This window comes from Rubripirellula obstinata (assembly GCF_001642955.1).
In the GTDB taxonomy this organism is placed as follows: Bacteria; Planctomycetota; Planctomycetia; order Pirellulales; family Pirellulaceae; genus Rubripirellula; species Rubripirellula obstinata.
Map to the genome: position 1 here is coordinate 23,374 of NZ_LWSK01000044.1, position 20,618 is coordinate 43,991.

At 54.8% G+C, this 20,618-nt stretch carries 16 protein-coding genes; 8 read left to right on the forward strand and 8 right to left on the reverse strand.

What is annotated here, in order from left to right; all coding sequences use genetic code 11:
- Positions 1-522 precede the first annotated feature (522 nt).
- Positions 523-1,155 (forward strand): response regulator transcription factor, encoded by a 633-nt coding sequence (locus RC85_RS12610; protein WP_068263157.1) that lies wholly within the window; start codon positions 523-525, stop codon positions 1,153-1,155.
- 300 nt (positions 1,156-1,455) lie between these two features.
- Here the strand turns inward: RC85_RS12610 and RC85_RS12615 are convergent, their stop codons facing one another.
- Positions 1,456-3,249, reverse strand: a complete 1,794-nt coding sequence (locus RC85_RS12615; protein ID WP_068263159.1) for a 30S ribosomal protein S1 — start codon at positions 3,247-3,249, stop codon at positions 1,456-1,458.
- A 431-nt stretch (positions 3,250-3,680) separates the two neighbouring features.
- On the opposite strand from RC85_RS12615, the gene rpiB reads away from it, so the two are divergent.
- On the forward strand, positions 3,681-4,172 hold the full coding sequence (gene rpiB / locus RC85_RS12620) for a ribose 5-phosphate isomerase B (RefSeq protein ID WP_068263160.1): 492 nt from the start codon (positions 3,681-3,683) through the stop codon (positions 4,170-4,172).
- A gap of 90 nt (positions 4,173-4,262) precedes the next feature.
- Here rpiB and RC85_RS12625 read toward each other — a convergent pair whose 3' ends face one another.
- The 6 genes from RC85_RS12625 to ruvB form a co-directional block, all read right to left on the reverse strand.
- Positions 4,263-4,658 (reverse strand): hypothetical protein, encoded by a 396-nt coding sequence (locus RC85_RS12625; protein WP_068263161.1) that lies wholly within the window; start codon positions 4,656-4,658, stop codon positions 4,263-4,265.
- Entirely contained in the window at positions 4,658-5,278 is a 621-nt protein-coding gene (locus RC85_RS12630; RefSeq protein ID WP_068263163.1) for a hypothetical protein, read from the reverse strand. The genes RC85_RS12625 and RC85_RS12630 overlap by 1 nt, the downstream gene beginning before the upstream one ends.
- Complete coding sequence (locus RC85_RS12635) at positions 5,275-5,775, reverse strand: RNA polymerase sigma factor (protein ID WP_068263165.1); 501 nt, start codon at positions 5,773-5,775, stop codon at positions 5,275-5,277. Before RC85_RS12635 ends, RC85_RS12630 begins: the two co-directional genes overlap by 4 nt.
- A 93-nt stretch (positions 5,776-5,868) precedes the next feature.
- A complete protein-coding gene (gene aroC / locus RC85_RS12640) occupies positions 5,869-7,110 on the reverse strand; it encodes a chorismate synthase (protein WP_068263167.1) in 1,242 nt (413 codons plus the stop codon).
- A gap of 78 nt (positions 7,111-7,188) precedes the next feature.
- The gene (locus RC85_RS12645; RefSeq protein WP_238383127.1) at positions 7,189-9,036 is read right to left on the reverse strand and encodes a sulfatase-like hydrolase/transferase; all 1,848 of its coding nucleotides are present in this window, start codon (positions 9,034-9,036) and stop codon (positions 7,189-7,191) included.
- Positions 9,037-9,547: 511 nt separating this feature from the next.
- Complete coding sequence (ruvB, locus tag RC85_RS12650) at positions 9,548-10,609, reverse strand: Holliday junction branch migration DNA helicase RuvB (RefSeq protein WP_068263174.1); 1,062 nt, start codon at positions 10,607-10,609, stop codon at positions 9,548-9,550.
- Positions 10,610-10,764: 155 nt separating this feature from the next.
- On the opposite strand from ruvB, the gene bioA reads away from it, so the two are divergent.
- Complete coding sequence (bioA, locus tag RC85_RS12655) at positions 10,765-12,126, forward strand: adenosylmethionine--8-amino-7-oxononanoate transaminase (protein ID WP_068263177.1); 1,362 nt, start codon at positions 10,765-10,767, stop codon at positions 12,124-12,126.
- Positions 12,123-12,698: a sigma-70 family RNA polymerase sigma factor gene (locus tag RC85_RS12660; RefSeq protein WP_068263180.1), complete on the forward strand. Its 576-nt coding sequence runs from the start codon at positions 12,123-12,125 to the stop codon at positions 12,696-12,698. The genes bioA and RC85_RS12660 overlap by 4 nt, the downstream gene beginning before the upstream one ends.
- A 69-nt stretch (positions 12,699-12,767) precedes the next feature.
- Here the strand turns inward: RC85_RS12660 and RC85_RS12665 are convergent, their stop codons facing one another.
- On the reverse strand, positions 12,768-13,400 hold the full coding sequence (locus RC85_RS12665; RefSeq protein WP_068263182.1) for a Uma2 family endonuclease: 633 nt from the start codon (positions 13,398-13,400) through the stop codon (positions 12,768-12,770).
- A gap of 112 nt (positions 13,401-13,512) precedes the next feature.
- Between RC85_RS12665 and gltX the strand changes: the two genes are divergently transcribed.
- The 4 genes from gltX (at position 13,513) to RC85_RS12685 (ending at position 20,176) form a co-directional block, all read left to right on the forward strand.
- Entirely contained in the window at positions 13,513-15,060 is a 1,548-nt protein-coding gene (gene gltX, locus RC85_RS12670) for a glutamate--tRNA ligase (protein WP_068263185.1), read from the forward strand.
- Between the two features lie 316 nt (positions 15,061-15,376).
- On the forward strand, positions 15,377-16,720 hold the full coding sequence (locus RC85_RS12675; protein ID WP_068263188.1) for a c-type cytochrome: 1,344 nt from the start codon (positions 15,377-15,379) through the stop codon (positions 16,718-16,720).
- A gap of 340 nt (positions 16,721-17,060) precedes the next feature.
- Complete coding sequence (locus RC85_RS12680) at positions 17,061-18,773, forward strand: glutamine--tRNA ligase/YqeY domain fusion protein (protein WP_068263191.1); 1,713 nt, start codon at positions 17,061-17,063, stop codon at positions 18,771-18,773.
- A gap of 101 nt (positions 18,774-18,874) precedes the next feature.
- Positions 18,875-20,176: a hypothetical protein gene (locus RC85_RS12685; protein WP_068263193.1), complete on the forward strand. Its 1,302-nt coding sequence runs from the start codon at positions 18,875-18,877 to the stop codon at positions 20,174-20,176.
- Positions 20,177-20,618: the final 442 nt, after the last annotated feature.

The window sequence follows — 20,618 nt, forward strand, 5'->3', positions numbered from 1 at the left end:
CGGGACTAGCCCGGATTTTTTACAACTCGAACGCGTAAACGAGGGATTTGCATGGAATCCCTCGCTCACGCATTTGGGTTGCGAAGAGTCAACCGCTAGCGAATTGCAGCCTTAAAAAACTTCAAATCTGCACAGTTTTTGGCGTACTTCGTGCGGATTTGGTCATATGTATTTATCTAGGGATTGCCCCCTAGGTACAATGGGGTATTGATAAAGGAGATGGGCACTCATTATCCACCTGCCAGCGGGAGTGGTGTGGTCGAAGCGATATCAGGTAGATTTTTCCGAACAAGCGTTCAGGGTTATTTCGTACCGTTGTTTCATAAATCACTCCATTGACCGCTATTCGATGCGGGCACCGACAGCGAAACACGCCCCTACTTTGGGGAGACGCGCGTCGCAGCAATGCGGAATCCGCCGGGGAAGAACCTTGGCAATGACTTCACTGGCGATCAGCCAATGCAGGGACCGGCGACTGAGCTGCCTACGAACTCAACCTATTCTTTGAAGACTAAAAAAACTATGACTGTGAAATTACTGATTGTGGATGATCACGAAATCATTCGTACCGGGCTGCATGCAATGTTTAGCGGCACCGATTTCGAGATCGCTGCGGAAGCGACGACAGCAGCCGAAGCGTTGGCAGAAGTTGAAAAAGCGACCCCTGATGCCGTCCTGATGGACATTCGCATGGAAGGTGGTGATGGCCTCAATGCCTTGGGCCGGTTGAAGCTCGATCATCCCGATCTTCCGATCGTCCTGTTTTCCGCCTACGACAACCCGACCTACATCGCGCGTGCGGTTGCCTTGGGTGCGTCAGGATATGTGCTGAAAAACGCGACTCGCGATCGATTGCTCGCCGCACTCAAAACCGCTGCTGCAGGCGAATCGGCTTGGACCCGCGAAGAGCTTCGCCGAGTTACCGGTGCTCTCGCGACACCTCGCCTGAGTCAGGATATCGAGGTTCCATTGACTCAGCGGGAAAGCGAAGTGCTGCGTCAAATGGCGTTAGGCCTGACCAACAAAGAAATCGCCAAGATGCTGGGCATCAGCTACGAAACGGTCAAAGAGCACGTTCAGCACATCCTGCGAAAGATCGGTGTCAGCGACCGCACCCAAGCCGCTGTTTGGGCAGTACGAAAGAACTTGGTTTAATCAAGCGATTGAATCGTAGCTGGACCCGCCAGGGTTCAGTCGGTATGGACTGAACCCAACGCCGTGAAGAGTTTTGGTCCCGGAAAACACGGGTGTTCGTTTAACCGCGTTGGGCATCGCCCCGCGCGTTGTGCTAGCCCGAACGCGCGGGGCGATGCCCACGCGGTTAAACGGTTTGGAAACCCTTCGCGGTATGGTCTGAACCCTGGCGGGATCAGCTACGAGACACTGCAAATAAAAAAACCTCCGGCTGTTTCCAGCCGAAGGGTTTTTTCGTTTCACAATGGGAACCCCGCGATCTTACTCGCCAGTCGGGAACAGAGGCCCTGCGGCTCCTAGTCCACCCTTCAAATCGCCATCGTCCATGCTTGGCACCGATTCGCCGGCTTCGGCAGCTTCGGCCGCGGCAGCAGCTTTTTCCTGCTCTTCGCCCCAATCGACTCGTTTGAGCGACAGGCCGATCTTGCGTTCGTCGGTATCAACACGCAGCACCTTGACCTCGATGTCCTGGCCAACCTTGACCACTTCTTCGGGATCTTCGACCTTGTGCTCAGCAAGCTCGCTGATGTGCAGCAGGCCTTCCAAACCGTCTTGCAGGCCGATAAACACACCAAAGTTGGTGATCTTGGTGACTTGACCCTGGACCAGTTGGCCGGGCTGGAACTTGTCTGGAATGTCGCCATCCCAAGGATCGTTGTCCAATTGCTTCAGACCCAACGCGATCCGGCGGCGACTTTCGTCGACGCTGAGGATACGGCAAGCGATTTCCTGGCCCTTTTCCAGCATTTCGCTGGGGTGACCGATCTTGCGAGTCCATGACATGTCCGAAACGTGAAGCAGGCCATCGATGCCTTCTTCCAGTTCGATGAACGCACCGTAATTGGTCAGGTTTCGCACCTTGCCGGTGACGTCCTGGCCTTCTGGGTAACGCTCGATCACTTCGTCCCAAGGGTTCTTTTGGGTTTGCTTCATGCCCAGCGACAATTGCTGACCTTCGGCATCGACGCCCAGAATTCGGACTTCGATCGCATCGCCGATGTTGACCAATTCGCTGGGGTGATTGACCCGTTTGGTCCAGGACATTTCGGAAATGTGAACCAGACCTTCGATGCCTGGCTCCAATTTGACGAACGCACCGTAGGACATGACGTTGACGACTTCGCCCTTGTGGTCGGTATCGACGGGGTACTTGCCCTCGATGTTTTCCCACGGGTTGCGGTCTTTCTGCTTCAGACCCAAAGCAATTTTTTGCTTTTCGCGGTCGATGTGCAGCACTTTGACTTCGATTTCTTGGTCGATCGACACCATTTCGGTGGGGTGACCGATTCGTTCCCAAGCCATGTCGGTGATGTGCAGCAAACCGTCGATCCCGCCCAGGTCCACAAAGGCCCCAAAGTCGGCGATATTCTTGACGATCCCCTTGCGGATTTGGCCGGTTTCCAGCTCTTTCATCAAGTAGGCGCGGTCTTCTTCACGCTGACGTTCGATCAACGAACGACGACTGATGACGATATTTCGACGCGTATCGTCGATCTTCAGCACTTCGGCTTGGATCACGCGGCCGATGAAATCGCCGATGTCGCCGGGACGACGAATGTCGACTTGGCTGCCGGGCAGGAACACGCTGACGCCGATATCGACCAGCAAACCACCTTTGATCTTTCGCATGACCGTGCCGGTAACGACTTGGCCTTCTTGGATCTTGCTGATGATCTCTTGCCAGCGAATGATTTCGTTGGCTTTTCGCTTCGACAGCGAGATCATGCCGTACGGGTCATCCGCGCGGCCCAGCTCGTCTTCCATCTCTTCGATCAGGACGGTGACGGTGCCACCGACGACCGGTTGTTCTTCGTCTGGATCCCATTCGCTAAGCGAAACGGTGCCTTCACTCTTGAATCCAACGTCAATCAGTGCCCATTCATCGTTGACTTCGACGATGCGACCTTCGACGATTTCGCCCTGGGCGTAGTCTTGCTGGTCCTGCTGCAAATACTCCAGCAACCACTCCTCGGCATCCTCCTCGGGAGCCAAGACGTCCAATTCGGCCGACAGATCATCGTCGTCGAGATTGCGAATGAGGTTACGATTTACCATGTAATTTCGTTATTTCCGGGCTGGAAGCTGGCCTTGCAGAAGAGCATCAGACGGCACTGATTGCTGCAAAAAGAGTGAGTTGGGACCTAAAGAGATGTCCAACGTGGCAGCTTCGGCGGGGGTTAGGGGGAACAAAAGGAAGTGGGCCGTTCGCTAGCGTGCGCTAGCGCCGATTCACGTAACGTATCAAAGCAGAAAAATCGTCACAACAGGGAACCAACGCAAATCGCCGCAATTTTACTCGCAGACCTAGCCAGAGTGACGTCACAGCGGTATCAAAGCTGCCTTATCGATGCGCTTTTAGCTTACGGCCAGCCGTCGCTGATCCCGCCAGGGTTCAGACCAACACTCACCAAGAATCAACTGAACCGTGGCCGGTCCAGCTACCGCGACAACTCCTTTTATGCACCGCCGGCCCACTTCGGAAATCTATGCCTGACGCCGCCAATCTCTCATCGTTTCCCCTACGAGTCGCCTTGGGTGGCGATCACGCCGGCTTTCCGCTCAAACAAGCCGTCGCCGAGCACTATGGGCCACGCCTGACATCGCTGATCGATTGCGGCACCGACAACGCCGAGAGCTGCGATTACCCCGATTTTGCGATCGCGGTTTCTCGTGAGATCATCCAGGGCCGAGCCGATCGCGGCATTGTGGTCTGCGGCAGCGGCGTCGGCGTCAGCGTCGCGGCCAACAAAATCCCCGGCATCCGAGCCGCGATCTGCCACGACACCTATTCCGCACACCAAGGCGTCGAACACGACGACATGAACGTGCTGTGCATCGGCGGCCGGATCATCGGATCATCGCTGGCGATGGAAATCATCGACGCTTTTTTGGCTGCCAAATACACACCCGGCGAAAGGCACGCCCGGCGGCTGGACAAAGTCTTAGAGATCGAAAAGAAGGGTTTGGAAATTCTGTAAATCTCCGTAGGCCGTGTGGAGCTCAGCGACACACGGCACCTCTTCGCAAACGCCGTGTGTCGCGGAGCTCCACACGGCCTACAACTACAACTAATCCGAAATCCGCTCGGCTGTTTGTTCGATACCGTTTTGTAAAAGCGTCACCGTTTGCGCTTTTCCATCTTTGAACTCATCGAACCTCAATGCCGCATCCACCACGCGGTAAAACCAAACCGTCTCGTTGATGGGATACACGCGGTGCGTCGGCTGATTGGTGATCCCAACCATCAAGCGATCACCTTCGCGGCGAACATTAAAGATAAAAGTTGGCTTCAACTGATAACGTCCGACGTTTCGATCCATCAACTCCTTTGAAACATCCGCTCTTCGCTCATCAACCGGAACCATCGCTTCCCAGCCTGCACGGTGCGCGGCTCCGGGCCGGAAATAAAAGCAAGCCGTACAAACAAAGGCGTAGAACAGCAGATAGACGATCTGTTTTTTCATCAGTTCCGCCCCTCGCGATTAAGTGGATTCAAGATCGGACCCGACGACTCAGGTTCGTTCAGCGATGCACGAACTCGAACCAGTTCGTCTCGCTGGGGAACCAGATCTCTGTTCACCGCCCTCTGATTGAGCCAGTTGATACCTCGGTCCAGCAAGAAATAGCCAACGGACATCTTCAGCGCCGTTGCGACCGGGTTCATTCCCCAAACGAAAACCAGGAAACCGATCGCCAAAGGTGCCAAGTACCACCAAGACACGTTTCGCAGCAGCCAGATTTGATAATCCAAATGAGCGATCTCCGCGCCGAGGTAATCGTCAACCGAAAGTTCAGGACGAGTGCGATAGCGACGGTTTCCCAGGTACAAAGAAACACCGATCACCACCGCCGCCAAACAAGTCACGCACGCGCCAATTCGGGTCATCGCCGGCAAACGAGTGAAGATCGCCGGCGCAAAAAGCACGATCACAACAACACATGCGATCGATTCTCGCAGGTCCCGAAAATTCAATTGGCGTCGCGACTTGACGACCTGCTGGCGAACCGTGTCCAGATCAAGACTCGTGTCGTCGGCTTCTGTTTCAAGCTGATGGAAGGCGTCTTTTAGTTCATCAATGTTCATACTTCACCCTCCTCAATTCGCTTGCCAATTCGATGCAGCCTGACACGAATGGCACCTTCGCTGACACCCATCACGTCGGCGATTTGCTGGTTACTGCACCTGTCCAGAAACATCAACAACACCGCTCGATCGGTTTCACCGACCGACGCAATCAGCAGACGCAGGCGTTCATCGACATCGGATTCCGAGCTGGCGGGATCGACCACTTGAGCCGGCAAGGTTTCAGTCGCAGGAAACTGTTTACGACGACGGGCGGCCGTTCGTCGCCAAGACATCGCCGTGTTCAGATGGACCCGGTAAGCCCATGTGTTCAATTCGCATCGGCCATCGAATCGAGCCAAACTACGCCAAAGCTGCAGCGCCAACTCTTGAAATAAATCGTCAGCCGCCTCGGGCGCGTAAGCCCTCGCGACGGCGAGCATTCGCGTCTGATGACTGCGAAAATACTGATCGAAAAGTTTTTGCTTGTCTCGGTTCACAACGTGTTGGTCGCTCACCAAGGGCGATTGTTACAGAGAATTCTAAAATTCTCGATGAACGGCACTCTTTCGCGAATGCCGTGTGTCGCGGAGCTCCACACGGCCTACAAATTACCAAAGCTTGTGCGAATCCACGTCAATGGCTCGTGCCTGATGCGACAGCACGGCGTTGGCGAGTTCGATTGCCATGCGAGATTCCAACGTGACGCCGGCACGCACACCGACGCACGGATCATGGCGGCCTTTTTCGAGCTGAAAATCGATTTCTTCTAGGTTCTTGCGAATCGATTGCTGCGGCGTGTGAATTGTTGACGTCGGCTTGAAACCAACTCGCATCACGATCGGCATTCCTGTCGTGATGCCGCCGATCATGCCGCCGTGTGTGTTGCCTTGGTAACCGGTGCTACGAATGGGATCGTTGTTCTGGCTGCCGGTTCGGCTGATCACATCGCTGCCGCTGCCGACTTCACAGGACTGAACGGCATTGAGTCCGCCGAGCGATCCCATCAACCGGGCCTTCAAACTTTGATACAACGGATCACCGACCAATGCCGGCACGTTGACCGCGACCACTTCCACGCACGCGCCGATCGAATCGCCTGCTTTGCGAGTTTCCTTGATCAATTCCGCAGCCTGACTCGCGAATTCCGTATCGATCGACGCGATCTCACCCGCCGCCAATTTTGACTTCGCAGCTTCGACCTCCGCAGCATCGCTTTGCACGGAGCCGAACAGATCGGCGAGCGAATGCTTGGACTTCAACAACCCGACTTGGCAGATTGAAGACAGAAACACCGTTCCAAACTTCTCGCTTAACAACGCGCGAGCGATCCCGCCGCCGACCACGTCACTAATCGTCGATCGATAACTGCTGCGTCCACCGCCACGCACGTCGACAAATCCGCCCGACTGATGGAACTTAACCAGATCGGTGTGACCGGGACGGACTTCGCCCATTTTGCCACCCTGATCGCCAACCAATTGCGTGTAGTCGCCCGACTTTTTGGACGTTGATAAGACGATCGCAGCGATGGGTTCACCCGTGGTGTAGCCCTCTTCGTAGCCTTCGGTTTGAAATTCAGCTCCATCGACTTGAACACTGATCGCCGAACCGGTTAAGAGTTTTTCCTGATCGCTTTGAAACAGTCCAGACAGAAAGACAACTTTGTCTTTTTCGTTTCGAGGCGTGCCGTGCTTGTTGCCACCTGGCCGACGACGATCCAAAAACGACTGCACTTCATTGCGTTTTAAATAGATGCCGGGCGGACACCCCAACACGATCGTCGTCACCGCCGGCCCGTGCGATTCACCCGCACCGGCAACGGAAAAGAAAGGTCCGCCGAGAATTTCCATGAATCAACACGTCAGAAAAAGAGAGAATTGTGAGGGTCCATGATAATCAACGACCTCTCTTTCACGTAGACCGGCTTGTTACCGTTTCCCAGCAGGCAAAACATGTTCAAGCAGGCGGTCGCTATATCCCTTTACCCGGATAGGTTCGGGCGATGAACCGGGTAGTTTGGCGAGCTGGTCGCGCAACGAATCGCTGATCGGAATTCGCATGTCGATCACATTCAACGCTGCGATGGCGGCGAAATGGCCGTAGCGATCGGCGTTGGCAAGTTCAACCAATCGATCTTGCGCCGACGCTTTCAATGCTTCATCGTCGCTGATCACCAAGCCCTCGCAGGCAGCAATCGCGACGCTCGGGCATTCATCATCCATCATCGGTACCAAAGCCTCCGTGGCATGCCGCAGCGTCAAACCTCGCGCTGCCCAAAACCGCATCACACCCTGCGGATGCTGGCTCATTTTCACGAACACCTGCGAATCCGCTTGGTCATCGGTCGCATCCCAAGCCGCATCGGCCAGCGCCGCAAAGTCCACTTCCCCACTCAGTGCGACGTCGCGTGGAGCACGTCCGTCGGCGACTCGGTGCATCTCCGCTTCGGGGAACAAGCCCATATCCTTGGTGTCGATCATCCATGACTTCAATTGCGTCCGAAGTTCATTCAATTTTTCCTGATGCGTTGCATCGCCAGCCAGATTGTTGACTTCGTCGGGATCGTTTTGCAGATCAAACAATTCTTCAAACGGCTTGTTCTTCCAAACCTTCGCCTGAACTTCGTTCAGTTTCCCCTCGTCAAACATTTGTTTCCAAATCGCAGTCGTCGGCGTTTGGAACATGTAATCGATGTGCTTCAAGTAAGGACGATCGGGATAGAAATGTTTCATGTAGACATAGCGGCCATCCGTCACGCTGCGCACCATGTCGATCCGTTCATCCATGCGGCCACGGTATCCAAACAAGTACTTTTTGGCTTCCCCGGCGTAGGGTCCGGCAAACGCAGTGCCCTGCATATTCGCCAGCGGTTCGGTGCCCACCAAACTGATAAGAGTCGGCGCAAGATCCACGAACGCGACCAATTGATCACTGACTCCACCCGCCGCGTAACCTGCCGGTGCAAGCGATTGGAACTGCTCGGGAACATGGACCAACAAGGGAACTCGCAATCCAGAATCAAACGGCCATCGTTTGCTGCGAGGCATCCCGCTGCCGTGATCGCCGTAATAAAAAACGATGGTTGAATCAGCCAAACCATCTTCTTGCAACTGGGCGAGCACCTGACCGACCTCGCGATCCATTTCAGTCATCCGGTCATAGTACTGAGCCCAATCGCGACGGACTTCGGGCGTGTCAGGATGGTAGGCGGGCAACTTCGCCTTGGCCGGATCATGGACCAGCGTGTGCGGCTTGTTGCGAATTTTACTTTCGTGACTGATCGTGAAATTGAAGATCGAAAAGAACGGCATCGAAGCATCGGGGCGATTTCGGAAGTGTGCTTTCTTGCCTGAATCGTTCCATCCAGCGTCCTGTGTCGTGAAGTTGTAATCGGTCTTGTATCGATTGCTGCAGTAATACCCCGCTTCCCGAACGACTTGCGGATACAACTTCATACCCGTCGGCAATTTCACTCCGCTGCGCATGTGATGCCCGCCCAACGATGTGGCATACATCCCGGAAATGATCGTTGTTCTCGCTGGGGCACAAACCGGTGCGTTGGACCAGCATGTTTTGTATCGCAGCGATTTTTCAGCCAGCCTGTCCAGGTTAGGCGTGTCAGCATACTCGTCGCCGTAGCAACCGAGTTGTTGACCGTTATCTTCACTGACCAACCACAAGATATTGGGCCGAACTGATTCGCCTCTCGCGGACGAAATCGAAAACAGCAACAAGCAAACGCAACAACAAAACCGAAACATGACAGGCCCGAACAAGGTGATGAAAGGAAGAAGGCAATACCGACTTAGTTTACTCGAAACCCAAAGGTCATGGTGAGCCGCAGGCGGCTGAGAGAACGTCCGGCTTAGGAGCCGGAGCATGCCGACCGGGGCAGGCTCTGTTAGTCCCGGTGGGACGGAAGCTCGATGCCGGGTGCGAAGCACCCGGAAACAATGCAACAAAGAACCCTCTGAGCCTGGGGCGGCATGATCCGGGTGCTGACGCACCCGGCAGAGGGCTGTCACCGCTCCGCGGCTAAATTGGCGGGCTGACCGTCGGCATGCTCGCCATCTAAGCCGGACCTTCTCGTAAGCGACCGGGCCTACCGCGCCAGCCCGAGGCAACGCCTTGAAAGGTTTCTAAACCGTTTAACCGCGTGGGCATCGCCCCGCGCGTCCACGCGCAACGAAACGCGCGGGGCGATGCCCACGCGGCTAAACGAACTAACACGTGTTTTCTCTTCACCGCGCCAGCCCGAGTCATTGCGGCCTGCGGCTCACAAAGTCATCAGGCCGTTTTCTTCAAATGCCGATAAGCTTTTTGAGTTGCCATGCGACCGCGACGACTGCGAACGATCAACTCGCTACGCAACAAGAACGGCTCGACTTCGTCTTCCAGCGTATCGCTGCTGACGTTCATCGTGTGGGCGATCGCATCCAGGCCGGTTGGTCCGCCGGCAAAAATTCGCATCAGCGTGTCCAGGTAGCCGCGATCTTGTTTGTCCAAACCCAAATTATCGATCCCGATCATGTCCAACGCCGCCTCACAAATGTCAGCGGTGACCTTTCCGCCCGCCTTGCTTTGCGCGTAATCACGGACCCACAACAATCGATTGTTCGCCATTCGCGGCGTGCTTCGACTGCGGTCCGCAATCACTTCGGCGGAATCATCATCGACCGGCAAATTCAATTTCACTGAATTGCGTTGAACGATCTCGCAAAGGTCCTCCAGCGAATACCAACCGAGATGCTCGCGAATCTGAAAACGATCTCTTAGCGGAGCACTCAACATGCCCGCTCGCGTGGTCGCTCCGATCAACGTGAAAGGTTTCAGGTCGTAGTTGAGCGTCCGAGCATTGACGCCTTCGCCCAGCACGATGTCGATCCGAAAATCCTCCATCGCGGTGTACAAGTATTCTTCCACCGGCTTGGGCACGCGGTGAATTTCGTCGATGAACAACACGCTGCCTTCGCCCAAATTAGTCAGGTAGGGCAGCAAGTCCTTGGGGGCTCGAATTCCGGCACCGTTGGCCATTTGCACCGTCGTGCCCATTTCCGAGGGGATGACGGTGGCGAAGGTGGTTTTGCCTAGACCCGGTGGACCGTCGAACAAAATATGCCCCAGCGGTTCACCGCGACCCTGAGCCGCATCGATCGCAATTTTGAGTTTTTCGATCACGTCACGCTGGCCCACCATTTCATCCATTCGACGCGGACGCAGCGAGGAATCGTGGGGATCCGGTGTGTTCGAGGCGACAACGTTTCCCTCACCATCGACGGGTGGATCACCACCACCATCGGCTGCGGATTTCTCTGGATCAGATTGCTGGTAAACTGCTTCGCGTGCCATCGGCGGACCACTCCGTTGTGTACTTAATTATCGCAGGCGGATTGTAGCAGGTAGGCTCAGTGGAGCCTAAGCGACATCCGGCAATTCTGTCACAAATCAACCTAGCCGGATGTCGCTGAGGCTCCATTCGGCCCACGAAACCTCGAATTTGCATTATGAACTCTCCTTCGCACGCCCATTGGCACGGCTTTACTCAAATGGCGGACTTTGAACCGCTGGTGATTGAATCCGCCGAAGGATGCTGGCTAACCACCACGGACGGAAAGCGGCTTTTTGACGGCGTTTCCAGCCTGTGGTGCAACGTTCACGGTCACCGGCACCCCAAAATCGACGCCGCCGTCGCTGATCAGCTCAAGCGAGTCGCCCACATCACGACGCTGGGTATGTCGGCCGACGTGACCGATCAGCTAGCCGAAAAGTTAGCCGAAATTACGCCCGGCGAGTTGTCACACATCTTCTTTAGCAGCGATGGGTCGTCGTCGGTCGAAGCCGCGATGAAAATGGCGTTTCAGTATTGGCAACAGAAAACAAATCCATGTCCAAATAAAACAAAATTCCTGGCCCTGGGCAGCGCTTATCACGGCGACACCACCGGGTCAGTATCGCTGGGTGGCATCAAGTACTTTCATCAATTATTCGCCCCGATCCTGTTTGAACCCGTTCGCGGCCCGATCCCATGCAGTTATCGATTACCTGATTCTGTCAGCAGCGAAGACGCGGCCAATCATTACGCCACCGAAATTGAATCGTTGCTTCAGCAGCATCATGGATCCATCGCTGCGATCGTGATGGAGCCGCTCGTGCAGGGCGCGGCCGGCATGATCACCCATCCGGTCGGCTTGCTGAAAATGATTCGCGATCTCTGTGACCGCTACGACGTGTTGCTGATTTGTGACGAAGTCGCCGTCGGTTTTGGACGCACCGGCAAACTCTTTGCTTGCGAACATGAATCCGTCGTACCCGACATTCTTTGCATGGGCAAAGGCCTGACGGCCGGTTACTTACCGATGGCTGCCACAATCGCTCGGCCGCATGTTTACGAAGCGTTTCTGGCTGACATCGCTGATTCAAAACAGTTTTTCCACGGACACACCTTTGGCGGAAATCCGCTAGCTGCCGCAGCGGCGATTGCGTCGATCGACTTGTTTGAAACCACCGACATCTTGCAGCAAGTCGATGCTAAAGCAACTTACTTGCGAGATCGCTTGAGACCGCTGGCCGATCATCCTAACGTTGGCGACATTCGTGGTCGCGGCTTGATGGTGGGCATTGAAATGATCGCGGATCAATCGACGCGTGAACCATTTGACTCGTCGATGCTGATTGGAAAAAAAATCTGTGACGCCGCACTCGACCAGGGCGTTTGGATTCGACCGTTGACGGATGTGATCGTCGCGATGCCTCCGCTTTGCAGCACCGAATCGGAACTCGACTTTTTGGCGGACGCAATCATCGATTCCATTGAACAAGTCGTTCCCAATGAAGTCTGTTCGAGCACCTTGGCGAATCAATCATGAGCGAAAACGAATCCGAACCGGTCGACGTTTCTGACCCCGCGATCATTGCAAAGTACGAACCGTACTTGCGAATGCTCGCGAGGACGCAGATGCGACGAGCCTATCAGGCCAAAGTCGGTGCCAGCGACATGGTCCAACAAGCGATGCTGCAGGCGGTGCAGGGCATCGACGGTTTTCGCGGACAAACCGAAGCCGAATTCCGTGGCTGGTTGAGACAAATCCTGGCACATCATCTGTGCCATCTCGACCGCGACATGCACCGCGTCAAAAGGGACGTTCGCCGCGAACAATCGATCGAACAAAAGCTGGCACAATCGTCGATGCGATTAGAAGGATTGCTGGCCGGCGATGAAGCCACACCCAGCCAACATGCCATGGTGGGCGAAAACGTCATCCAGTTGGCGGAAGCCGTCGAGTCGCTGCCGCCCGATCAAGCCAACGCCATTCGACTGCATTACCTAGAAGGCATGAAGCTATCAGAAGTCGCCGAGGCACTCGAAAAAACAACCGGATCCGTCGCCGGCCTTCTGCATCGCGGCATGAAAACGATGCGCGAACAGTTTGTCGATTGACACCCGAGCATTCTTTTAACGCTTCTCGGTGAACATAACCATCTGACACCGATTCCGCAGCGATTCTTTCTACTGATCGCGTTTTAGAGGGATCGCTCGGATCAAGTCGCCGCCACTGCGTGACACGTTCAAACTTGTCGTGGATTTTTCCAGCGAAAGAGTGATCGGGAATTCTTGGAAAACAATCGGAACATGCTGATGCAATGTGCAAACCACTTCCGGCGTTAACTTTTTATTTGGGCTGGTTCGGTACAATGTCAACTTCCATGGATCACGATCGATCACCAGCAGTTCCCGTGTGCCCACTTCCGCGTAAAAGTCCAACTTCTCCAGCGTCTTGTCACCGGGGCTGACAATTTCGATCGCCAACTCGGGGCCTCCGAACCAATGGGAACCACGATCTTCGGCAGCAGTGTCGGGCTTAAAAACCAAGACATCAGGAATGCGATAGTTCTTGGTCCAATCATCCGCCCGATCGCTGACGTTTGCACCCGCAAGCGTTCGGCCGAGATCTTGCCAATCGACTACCGAACCGATTGCGATCGACAATTCAGTCGCCAATGACTGGTGTTCGTTGTTAGCCAGTGGTGACATCATATAGACTCCCTCCCAAACCTCGTCGTATCGATCAATTTGTCGTGCCTGACGATCAGCGATCAATTGGCTGGCGAAATCAGGGTCATTGACCATCACAGAAACCATAGAGGATGCTCCGAATCGAGTTGCATCAAACCAATGTCACTTCCGCCTCATTCTAACCCAAAACCTAATCGCTAACACCTAACGCCCAATCCCTAAAACCTAATCCCTACTCATGATCCGCACTCGCTTCGCTCCTTCCCCCACCGGTTACCTTCACATTGGTGGCGTTCGCACGGCACTGTTTAATTGGCTGTTGGCTCGGCAATCCGGCGGGCAATTTATCCTGCGAATTGATGACACCGACGCGGGGCGAAATGTGGCCGAGGCCTTGCAGCCTATCTTGGACGGTTTCAAGTGGCTGGGAATGGATTGGGACGAGGGCCCCGAAGTCGGCGGGCCGCACGAGCCTTACTACCAATCGCAGCGGAGCGAATTGCACCAAGCCGCCGCGGCGAAGTTGCTGGCATCCGGTCACGCCTACCGCGACTACGCCAGTGCCGATGACCTGCAAGCACTGCGAACGGAAGCGGAAAAGAAGGGCGAACGATTTTTTTACGATCGTCGCTTCATGGCCGAAGACGATGCGGCGGCCGCCAAGTACGAAGCCGAAGGTCGCGTCGCCACCATCCGGCTAAAGATGCCCCGTGAAGGCGAATGCGTCATCAACGATCTGATCCGTGGCGAAGTCCGCGTTCAATGGGCAACCGAACAAGACCACGTGATTCAACGCGCCGATGGAAGCTGCATCTACCACTTGGCCAGCGCCGTCGATGACCACGACTTGCAAATCACCCACATCGTTCGCGCCGAAGAACACTTGCCCAACACGGCTCGACAAATTTTCATCTTGGAATCGCTCGGGTATGAACTGCCCCAGTTCGCACACCTGCCTTACGTCGCCGAACCGAGCGGGACGGCAAAACTGAGTAAACGAAAACTTTCCAAGTACGAAAAGAATAAAGACTTCGCCAACCTGCTGTCGCACGGTCGTTCGATCGCAGAACGCTGTGGCTTTGAAACATCCGCTGACACTTTCAATCCCGTCATCGTCGACTTCTATCGCGAAATCGGATTCGATGCCGACGCGATTTTGAATTACCTAGTGCTGTTGGGCTGGTCGCTGGATGGTGAGACGGAAAAATTCACCGTCGATGAAATGATCAAGCACTTTTCGCTCGATCGCGTCAACAAAGCACCTGCGTCGTTCGACCCACAAAAACTACTTTCGTTTCAAGGCGATGCTTTCGCCGCGCTGTCGCTGGAAACCCGAGTCGATCGTTGTCGCCCGTTCGCGGTTGCTGCTGGATTTATCACCGAAGAGGCCGCAGGACAAAACTTTGCCGCGATCGTCGATGGGGCAGGGGATCGAATCAAGATGGCGGGCGATATCCTGGACTTTGATTACTTTTTCAAAGACGACATCGCTTACGAAGAAAAAGCGTTCCAGAAACGAATCAACAAACCCGAGAATGCTCGTGAATTGCTCGTAAAACTGGCTGATTTCCTCGAATCAGACTCGTCCGACTTTGACGTTGACCGATCCAAAGCATTGGTCGAAGAATTCTGTACAAACGAATCCATTGAACTCAAGGACATCATTCACGCGCTGCGAGTGGCAACCACCGGCACCGCTGCCGGATTTGGCATGTTTGAAACGCTGGCGATTCTCGGTAAAGATAAGGTAGTGGCGAGGTCGCGTGACGCGGCTGCGAAGCGGTAGCTGATCTCGCTAGGTAAGACATTGAACCATTTCCATTCCGCAAAACATGGCATCGATTCGTTTAACCGCGCGGGCAACGCCCCGCGCGTCGTGCGGGGCGAAAAGTAGCATGGCGGCCCCCCGCCGTGGACTCACCCCGCGCACTGTGGGGCCGCACGACGCGCGGCCCGAAAAGTAGCATGGCGGCCCCCCGCCGTGGACTCACCCCGCGCACTGTGGGGCCGCACGACGCGCGGGGCGTTGCCCACGCGGTTAAACGATTTAGAAGTCTAGTCAATGGACCGCCGCTCAATTTCCAGAACCATCCGGTATAGCGATGAAACGAATTCTTTCTCTTTTGATTTTTTTGCCAATCGCGTTGGTCGGCTGTAGCAGCGAAACCGAACCGATCGCTTCCTTCGAGCCGAACTTGGTCCACACGACCAAGTACGCGATCCAAGAAGAACTCGATATGGATCAGGCTTCCGACGACGCGTTCTGGTTAGCCGAAACGATGTTTGGCACTCCTGATGAACCCAAGCTGCCAAAGTTTGTCATCGAGGACAACGACTTGGCTTCGTTGGTGTCCAACAAAAACCTGCGTCGAGCCTCCGGTCCAGCCGATGCCGAAGGTCGTGGACTGTATCGCAAACACTGTGCGACCTGTCACGGGATCACCGGCGACGGACGCGGGCCCACCGGCGCGATCCAAATGCCTTACCCACGCGATTACCGCATGGGTGTGTTCAAGTTCAAAAAAGTGCCTCGCGGCGTCAAGCCGACCAAGGATGATTTGGACTACGTGATCCGACATGGGATTGGCGGCACCGGCATGATCGCCATCCCCGCACTCAGCAATTCCGACATCGACGCACTGGTGGATTACGTGATCTATCTGTCTTGGCGAGGTGAGCTGGAACGCCAAGCCATTGACGGTGCGATCTTTGACGGCATCATCGAAGATGGGGAGCGGATCATCGACCCCGAATACGCAGCCAAACTTGCGGCCGATCCTGGTCTCGCCGAACAGATGGAAGCGTTGGCTGATAAAGACGAAGAGGAACTCAGCGAATCAGAAGCGGCGGCCTTGGCCAAGTATGAAACGCATGTCGAAAACTGGGAGTACGCCGAAGAGTACGTGGCCGACATCGCTGAATCTTGGCTGGAAGCCGACGACGAAGTCATCGAAGTGCCTGATCCCCCCAGCGAGATTCCGGTCGCTGAAAATTACGAAGACATTGTCAAATTCCGCGCCGGCCCAAAAGCCGAATCCTTCGCGGCATCGGTCCAGCGTGGTCAAGAGCTTTTCAAAGGAAAGATCGCCGCGTGCAGCAAGTGTCACGGCGAACGAGGACTCGGCAACGGGCAAACCAACGACTACGACGATTGGACCAAAGACTGGACAACGCGTATCGGCCTCAAACCCGAAGACACCGATTCGCTGATTCCAATGCTGGCTCGCGGTGCCTTTCCGCCTCGCAACGCAGTGCCCCGCAACTTTGCCGAGGGCATCTTCCGCGGCGGATCGTCATCAAAAGATCTGTACCTGCGAATCACTCAAGGCATCGACGGATCGCCGATGCCAGCGGTCACCTTCGTCGATGGCGAGTTAGAGCAAACCGACGTCTGGCATTTGATCAACTTCATCCGAAGTTTGCAGAACGCCCCGGAAGCCACGTAGCAACGTAGGCCGGAACAAGACGCGTTTCGCGGCGCAGTTCCGGCAGTCCCCCCAACGCCATGAAGAGTTTTTAAACTGTTTAACCGCGTTGGGCATCGCCCCGCGCGTCCGGGGCCGCACGACGCGGAACGAAACTCGCGGGGCGATGCCCAACGTGGCTAAACAAAACAATGTTTTTTGGCTGGATCAAATCTCTTCACGGCGTTGCAGTCCGCCCGCACCGTCATGCCGGAACTGCGCCGCGAAACGCGTCTTGTTCCGGCCTACGGTTTGACTCGGTGATTTGGTACCTTCATGGGCAATTGATAACGTTTTCCCACGATCAAAACACGGGCTCTCGATGAGCGATTCAGTACACGACAAACCTTCCGAAGCCGATTCCCCAAAAGAGTCTCGCCACTTCATCCAACAGGCGATTGATGCTGACCTGGCATCAGGCCGTTTCGATGGCGTTTTCACTCGTTTCCCACCGGAACCCAATGGCTATCTGCACATTGGGCACGCCAAGAGTATCTGCTTGAACTTTGCCTTGGCAGAAGAGTTTGGTGGCACCTGCAACCTGCGATTCGACGACACCAATCCGACCAAGGAAGAAACGGAGTACGTCAACGCGATCAAGGACGACATCGAATGGCTGGGATTCAAGTGGGACAACCTGCACTTTTCCAGCGACTACTTTGACAAGCTTTACGCGTGGGCCGAAAAGCTGATCGAGCAAGGTGATGCCTACGTTTGTGATTTGAATGCCGAGGAAACTCGCGAATACCGTGGATCGCTGACCGAACCAGGCCGCGATAGCCCCCACCGCGACCGCAGCCCCAAAGAGAACCTGGAACTGTTTCGCGGCATGCGTGACGGTAAGTTTGCCGATGGCGAAAAAACGCTGCGTGCAAAGATCGACATGGCCTCGCCCAACATCAACTTGCGTGATCCGGTCATGTACCGAATCCTGCGAGCCGAGCACCATCGCACGGGCGACAAGTGGTGCATCTATCCAACCTACGACTGGACTCACGGACAAAGTGATTCGATCGAAGGAATCACGTTCTCCATTTGCACGCTGGAATTTGAGAACCACCGTCCACTCTACGACTGGTATTGCCAAAAACTGGGCATCCATCATCCACGGCAAATCGAGTTTGCAAAACTAAAACTCAGCACGCTGTTGATCGGCAAACGGCACATGCTGCGAATGGTCAAAGAAGGCCTGGTCGACGGCTGGGACGATCCGCGTATGCCAACGCTGTCGGGATACCGTCGCCGCGGTTACACGCCCGAATCGATTCGCAATTTCTGCGCTGACATCGGCGTCGCCAAATTCAACAGCACGATCGACATCATCCGCTTGGAAAATTCGGTCCGCGATCATTTGAACAAAGTCGCTCCACGACGCATGGCGGTCCTGGATCCAGTCAAGCTGACGATCACGAATTGGCCGTCGGGCGAAGTCGTCACCAACGAAGCTGTCAACAATCCAGAAGATCCGAACGCTGGAAGTCGCGAGATTCCTTTTTCTGGTGAGCTTTACATTGAACGCGAAGATTTCCGCGAAGAAGCACCTCGTAAATTCTTCCGTCTAAAAAAAGGCGGAGCGGTTCGTTTGCGAGCCGGTTACATCATCGATTGCCAAGACGTCGTCAAGGACGACGACGGGAACATCACCGAAATCCTTTGCACCTACGATCCCGAAACCAAGAGCGGCGAAGACAACTCGGGTCGCAAAGTCAAAGGCACGATCCACTGGGTCAGTGCCCAGCATGCCGCCGAAGTCGAAGTTCGTTTGTACGATCGACTGTTCACCGCCGAAGATCCAAGCAAGTGCGAAGAAGGCCAAACCTTCGTCGATCATCTGAATCCTGATTCTCTAAAAACCGTCACCGCGTTTGTCGAACCAGAATTGGCCAAAGCCAAGGTCGGCGACCGAGTCCAATTTGAGCGACTGGGTTATTTCATCGTCGACCAAGATAGCACCGATGACAAACGGGTCTTCAACCGAATCGTTTCGTTACGCGACACCTGGGGCAAGATGGAAGCGAAGGGCAAGACGACGTGAGTTTGTAGACTCAACGTAGAACGGAATTCATTCCGTTAATCGCGAACGATATCTGCCAATGTAACGGAATAAATTCCGTTCTACGTTAAGCCAATAAGCCCATGTTCCGATTCTCGATCCGCCAATTGATGCTGATGACGGCTTCCGTCGCGGCCGGTTTCGTGATGTCGCGTAGCGCAAGTGATGATCAAGTACTCGACAGCAGGCTGATGGCGTTTCTGCTCGGGATGATCAGCTTGCTTCTTGCAGTGGGGCTGGTTCAGCAAATCATCTGGCCGCCTGTCAGTTTGAACGCGACTGCCGGCCAACAAACACTCCGGCGAATTTGTCTCTCGCTGATTTTGCTGGGCATCGTCCTGGGCGTTTATCGAACCTGCATTCCCTATCCAGCTTCGGTGATTGCGCCGAACCAACCCCTTGAAAACGAAACCGTCAATTCTGAACTCGCGTTACCACTTTGGTATTTCAGTTTGATGTTGGCAATAATGACGGCCCCATGGTTTTCCGGGGTTGCTGGGCGAAGCAAAAACCACAGCCAAGTTCTGGGAAAAATCACCAGTACCGTCGTTTTCATTACAGTGCTCGTCTACTGCGTTGCAATGACGTTCTCAACGACTTACAGCTTTAGCCTGGTTAACACTGAGGTCGATGCCGTCTTCGATCAGCTTTCGCAAAGGAATGCTGTGGGAACGACGCATTTTGTCGAGTACTTTGACCGGACGCCTAAGCAGTTTCGTGACTTCGTTCAGTGGCAAGCCATCACTTGGCCGCCCGCGTTGTTGGCTTGTTTTGGGTTGATCGGCTGGGGCTCGACCGTCAAATCAAGATGGTGGTTGCTTGCCCTGGTGATTCTGATTACACCCGCATGCGTCAATCTTTGTCGAATTGTCGGCAGCCAAGCAGAAAACGTTTTTCCGATTCAAACCAAAGCGATCCTGGGAAACCCAATTCCCGACGCGATGCTTCTGGGGATTTGCTTTTTGCTCGTTGTCATGCGATTGGCAACAAAGCGACCTGAAATCCATCTTGCTGGTGACCAACCGAACGCACTTGAGCGAGAAACTTATGCGAGCGATCATGGTTTGATCGGCTGGGCATTGATGGCGATCGGTGTACTCGCGATCATCGGCCTGCGTCAGAAATACGTCGGCTTCGGAACGCTCGGTTACTACGAGATGTTACATGCTGGCTACAATCCGGAAGTCATCGTTGGCCCGCTGATGCTGTTCGTTGGGATGCAATGGCAATGGAGACGATTTCGATTCCAAGAAGCCGCACAAGAACGATGGCCCTGTATTGGCAACCGTCAGTACTTATTGATACCGCTGGTTGGTTTTGTCTTGCTAGTCACCGCTGTGACATCGATTCCATTCGGCGTCGCCATGCTGCACATCGGTCTCTGATTCAAAACACGATGTGATCAACTTTGTTAAGCCGCGCGAGCATCGCCCAATGGCGATTGCTTCAGCCCCGGATGGGGCGGCAGCACTTTGCCGTGGGCCTTGGCCCACGGAGTCAAACGCAGAGAAAACCAAAGCCCCGGCAGGGGCGGCAGCGAGCACACGTCGGCGCTATTACGCCTCTGGGGCAAATGATGTGTTTCAGTCGCCTACCGGTAGCCAATCGCCACCAGCATAGAATTTTATCCAACGCCGTAAAGAGTTTTGGTCCCGGAAAATGCGCACCGCCGTAACTCGCTATGGCTCGCTACGGCCTACTTTTTGGTTCCCAGACGCACCCTGACCTGATGAAAATCATTGCAACGCAGCAAATTGGGCAAGCTGCACCATGGCAGACAACACGAACTGCAGCGCTGTGAAGCATTGTGGCAACGGCACATTTCCA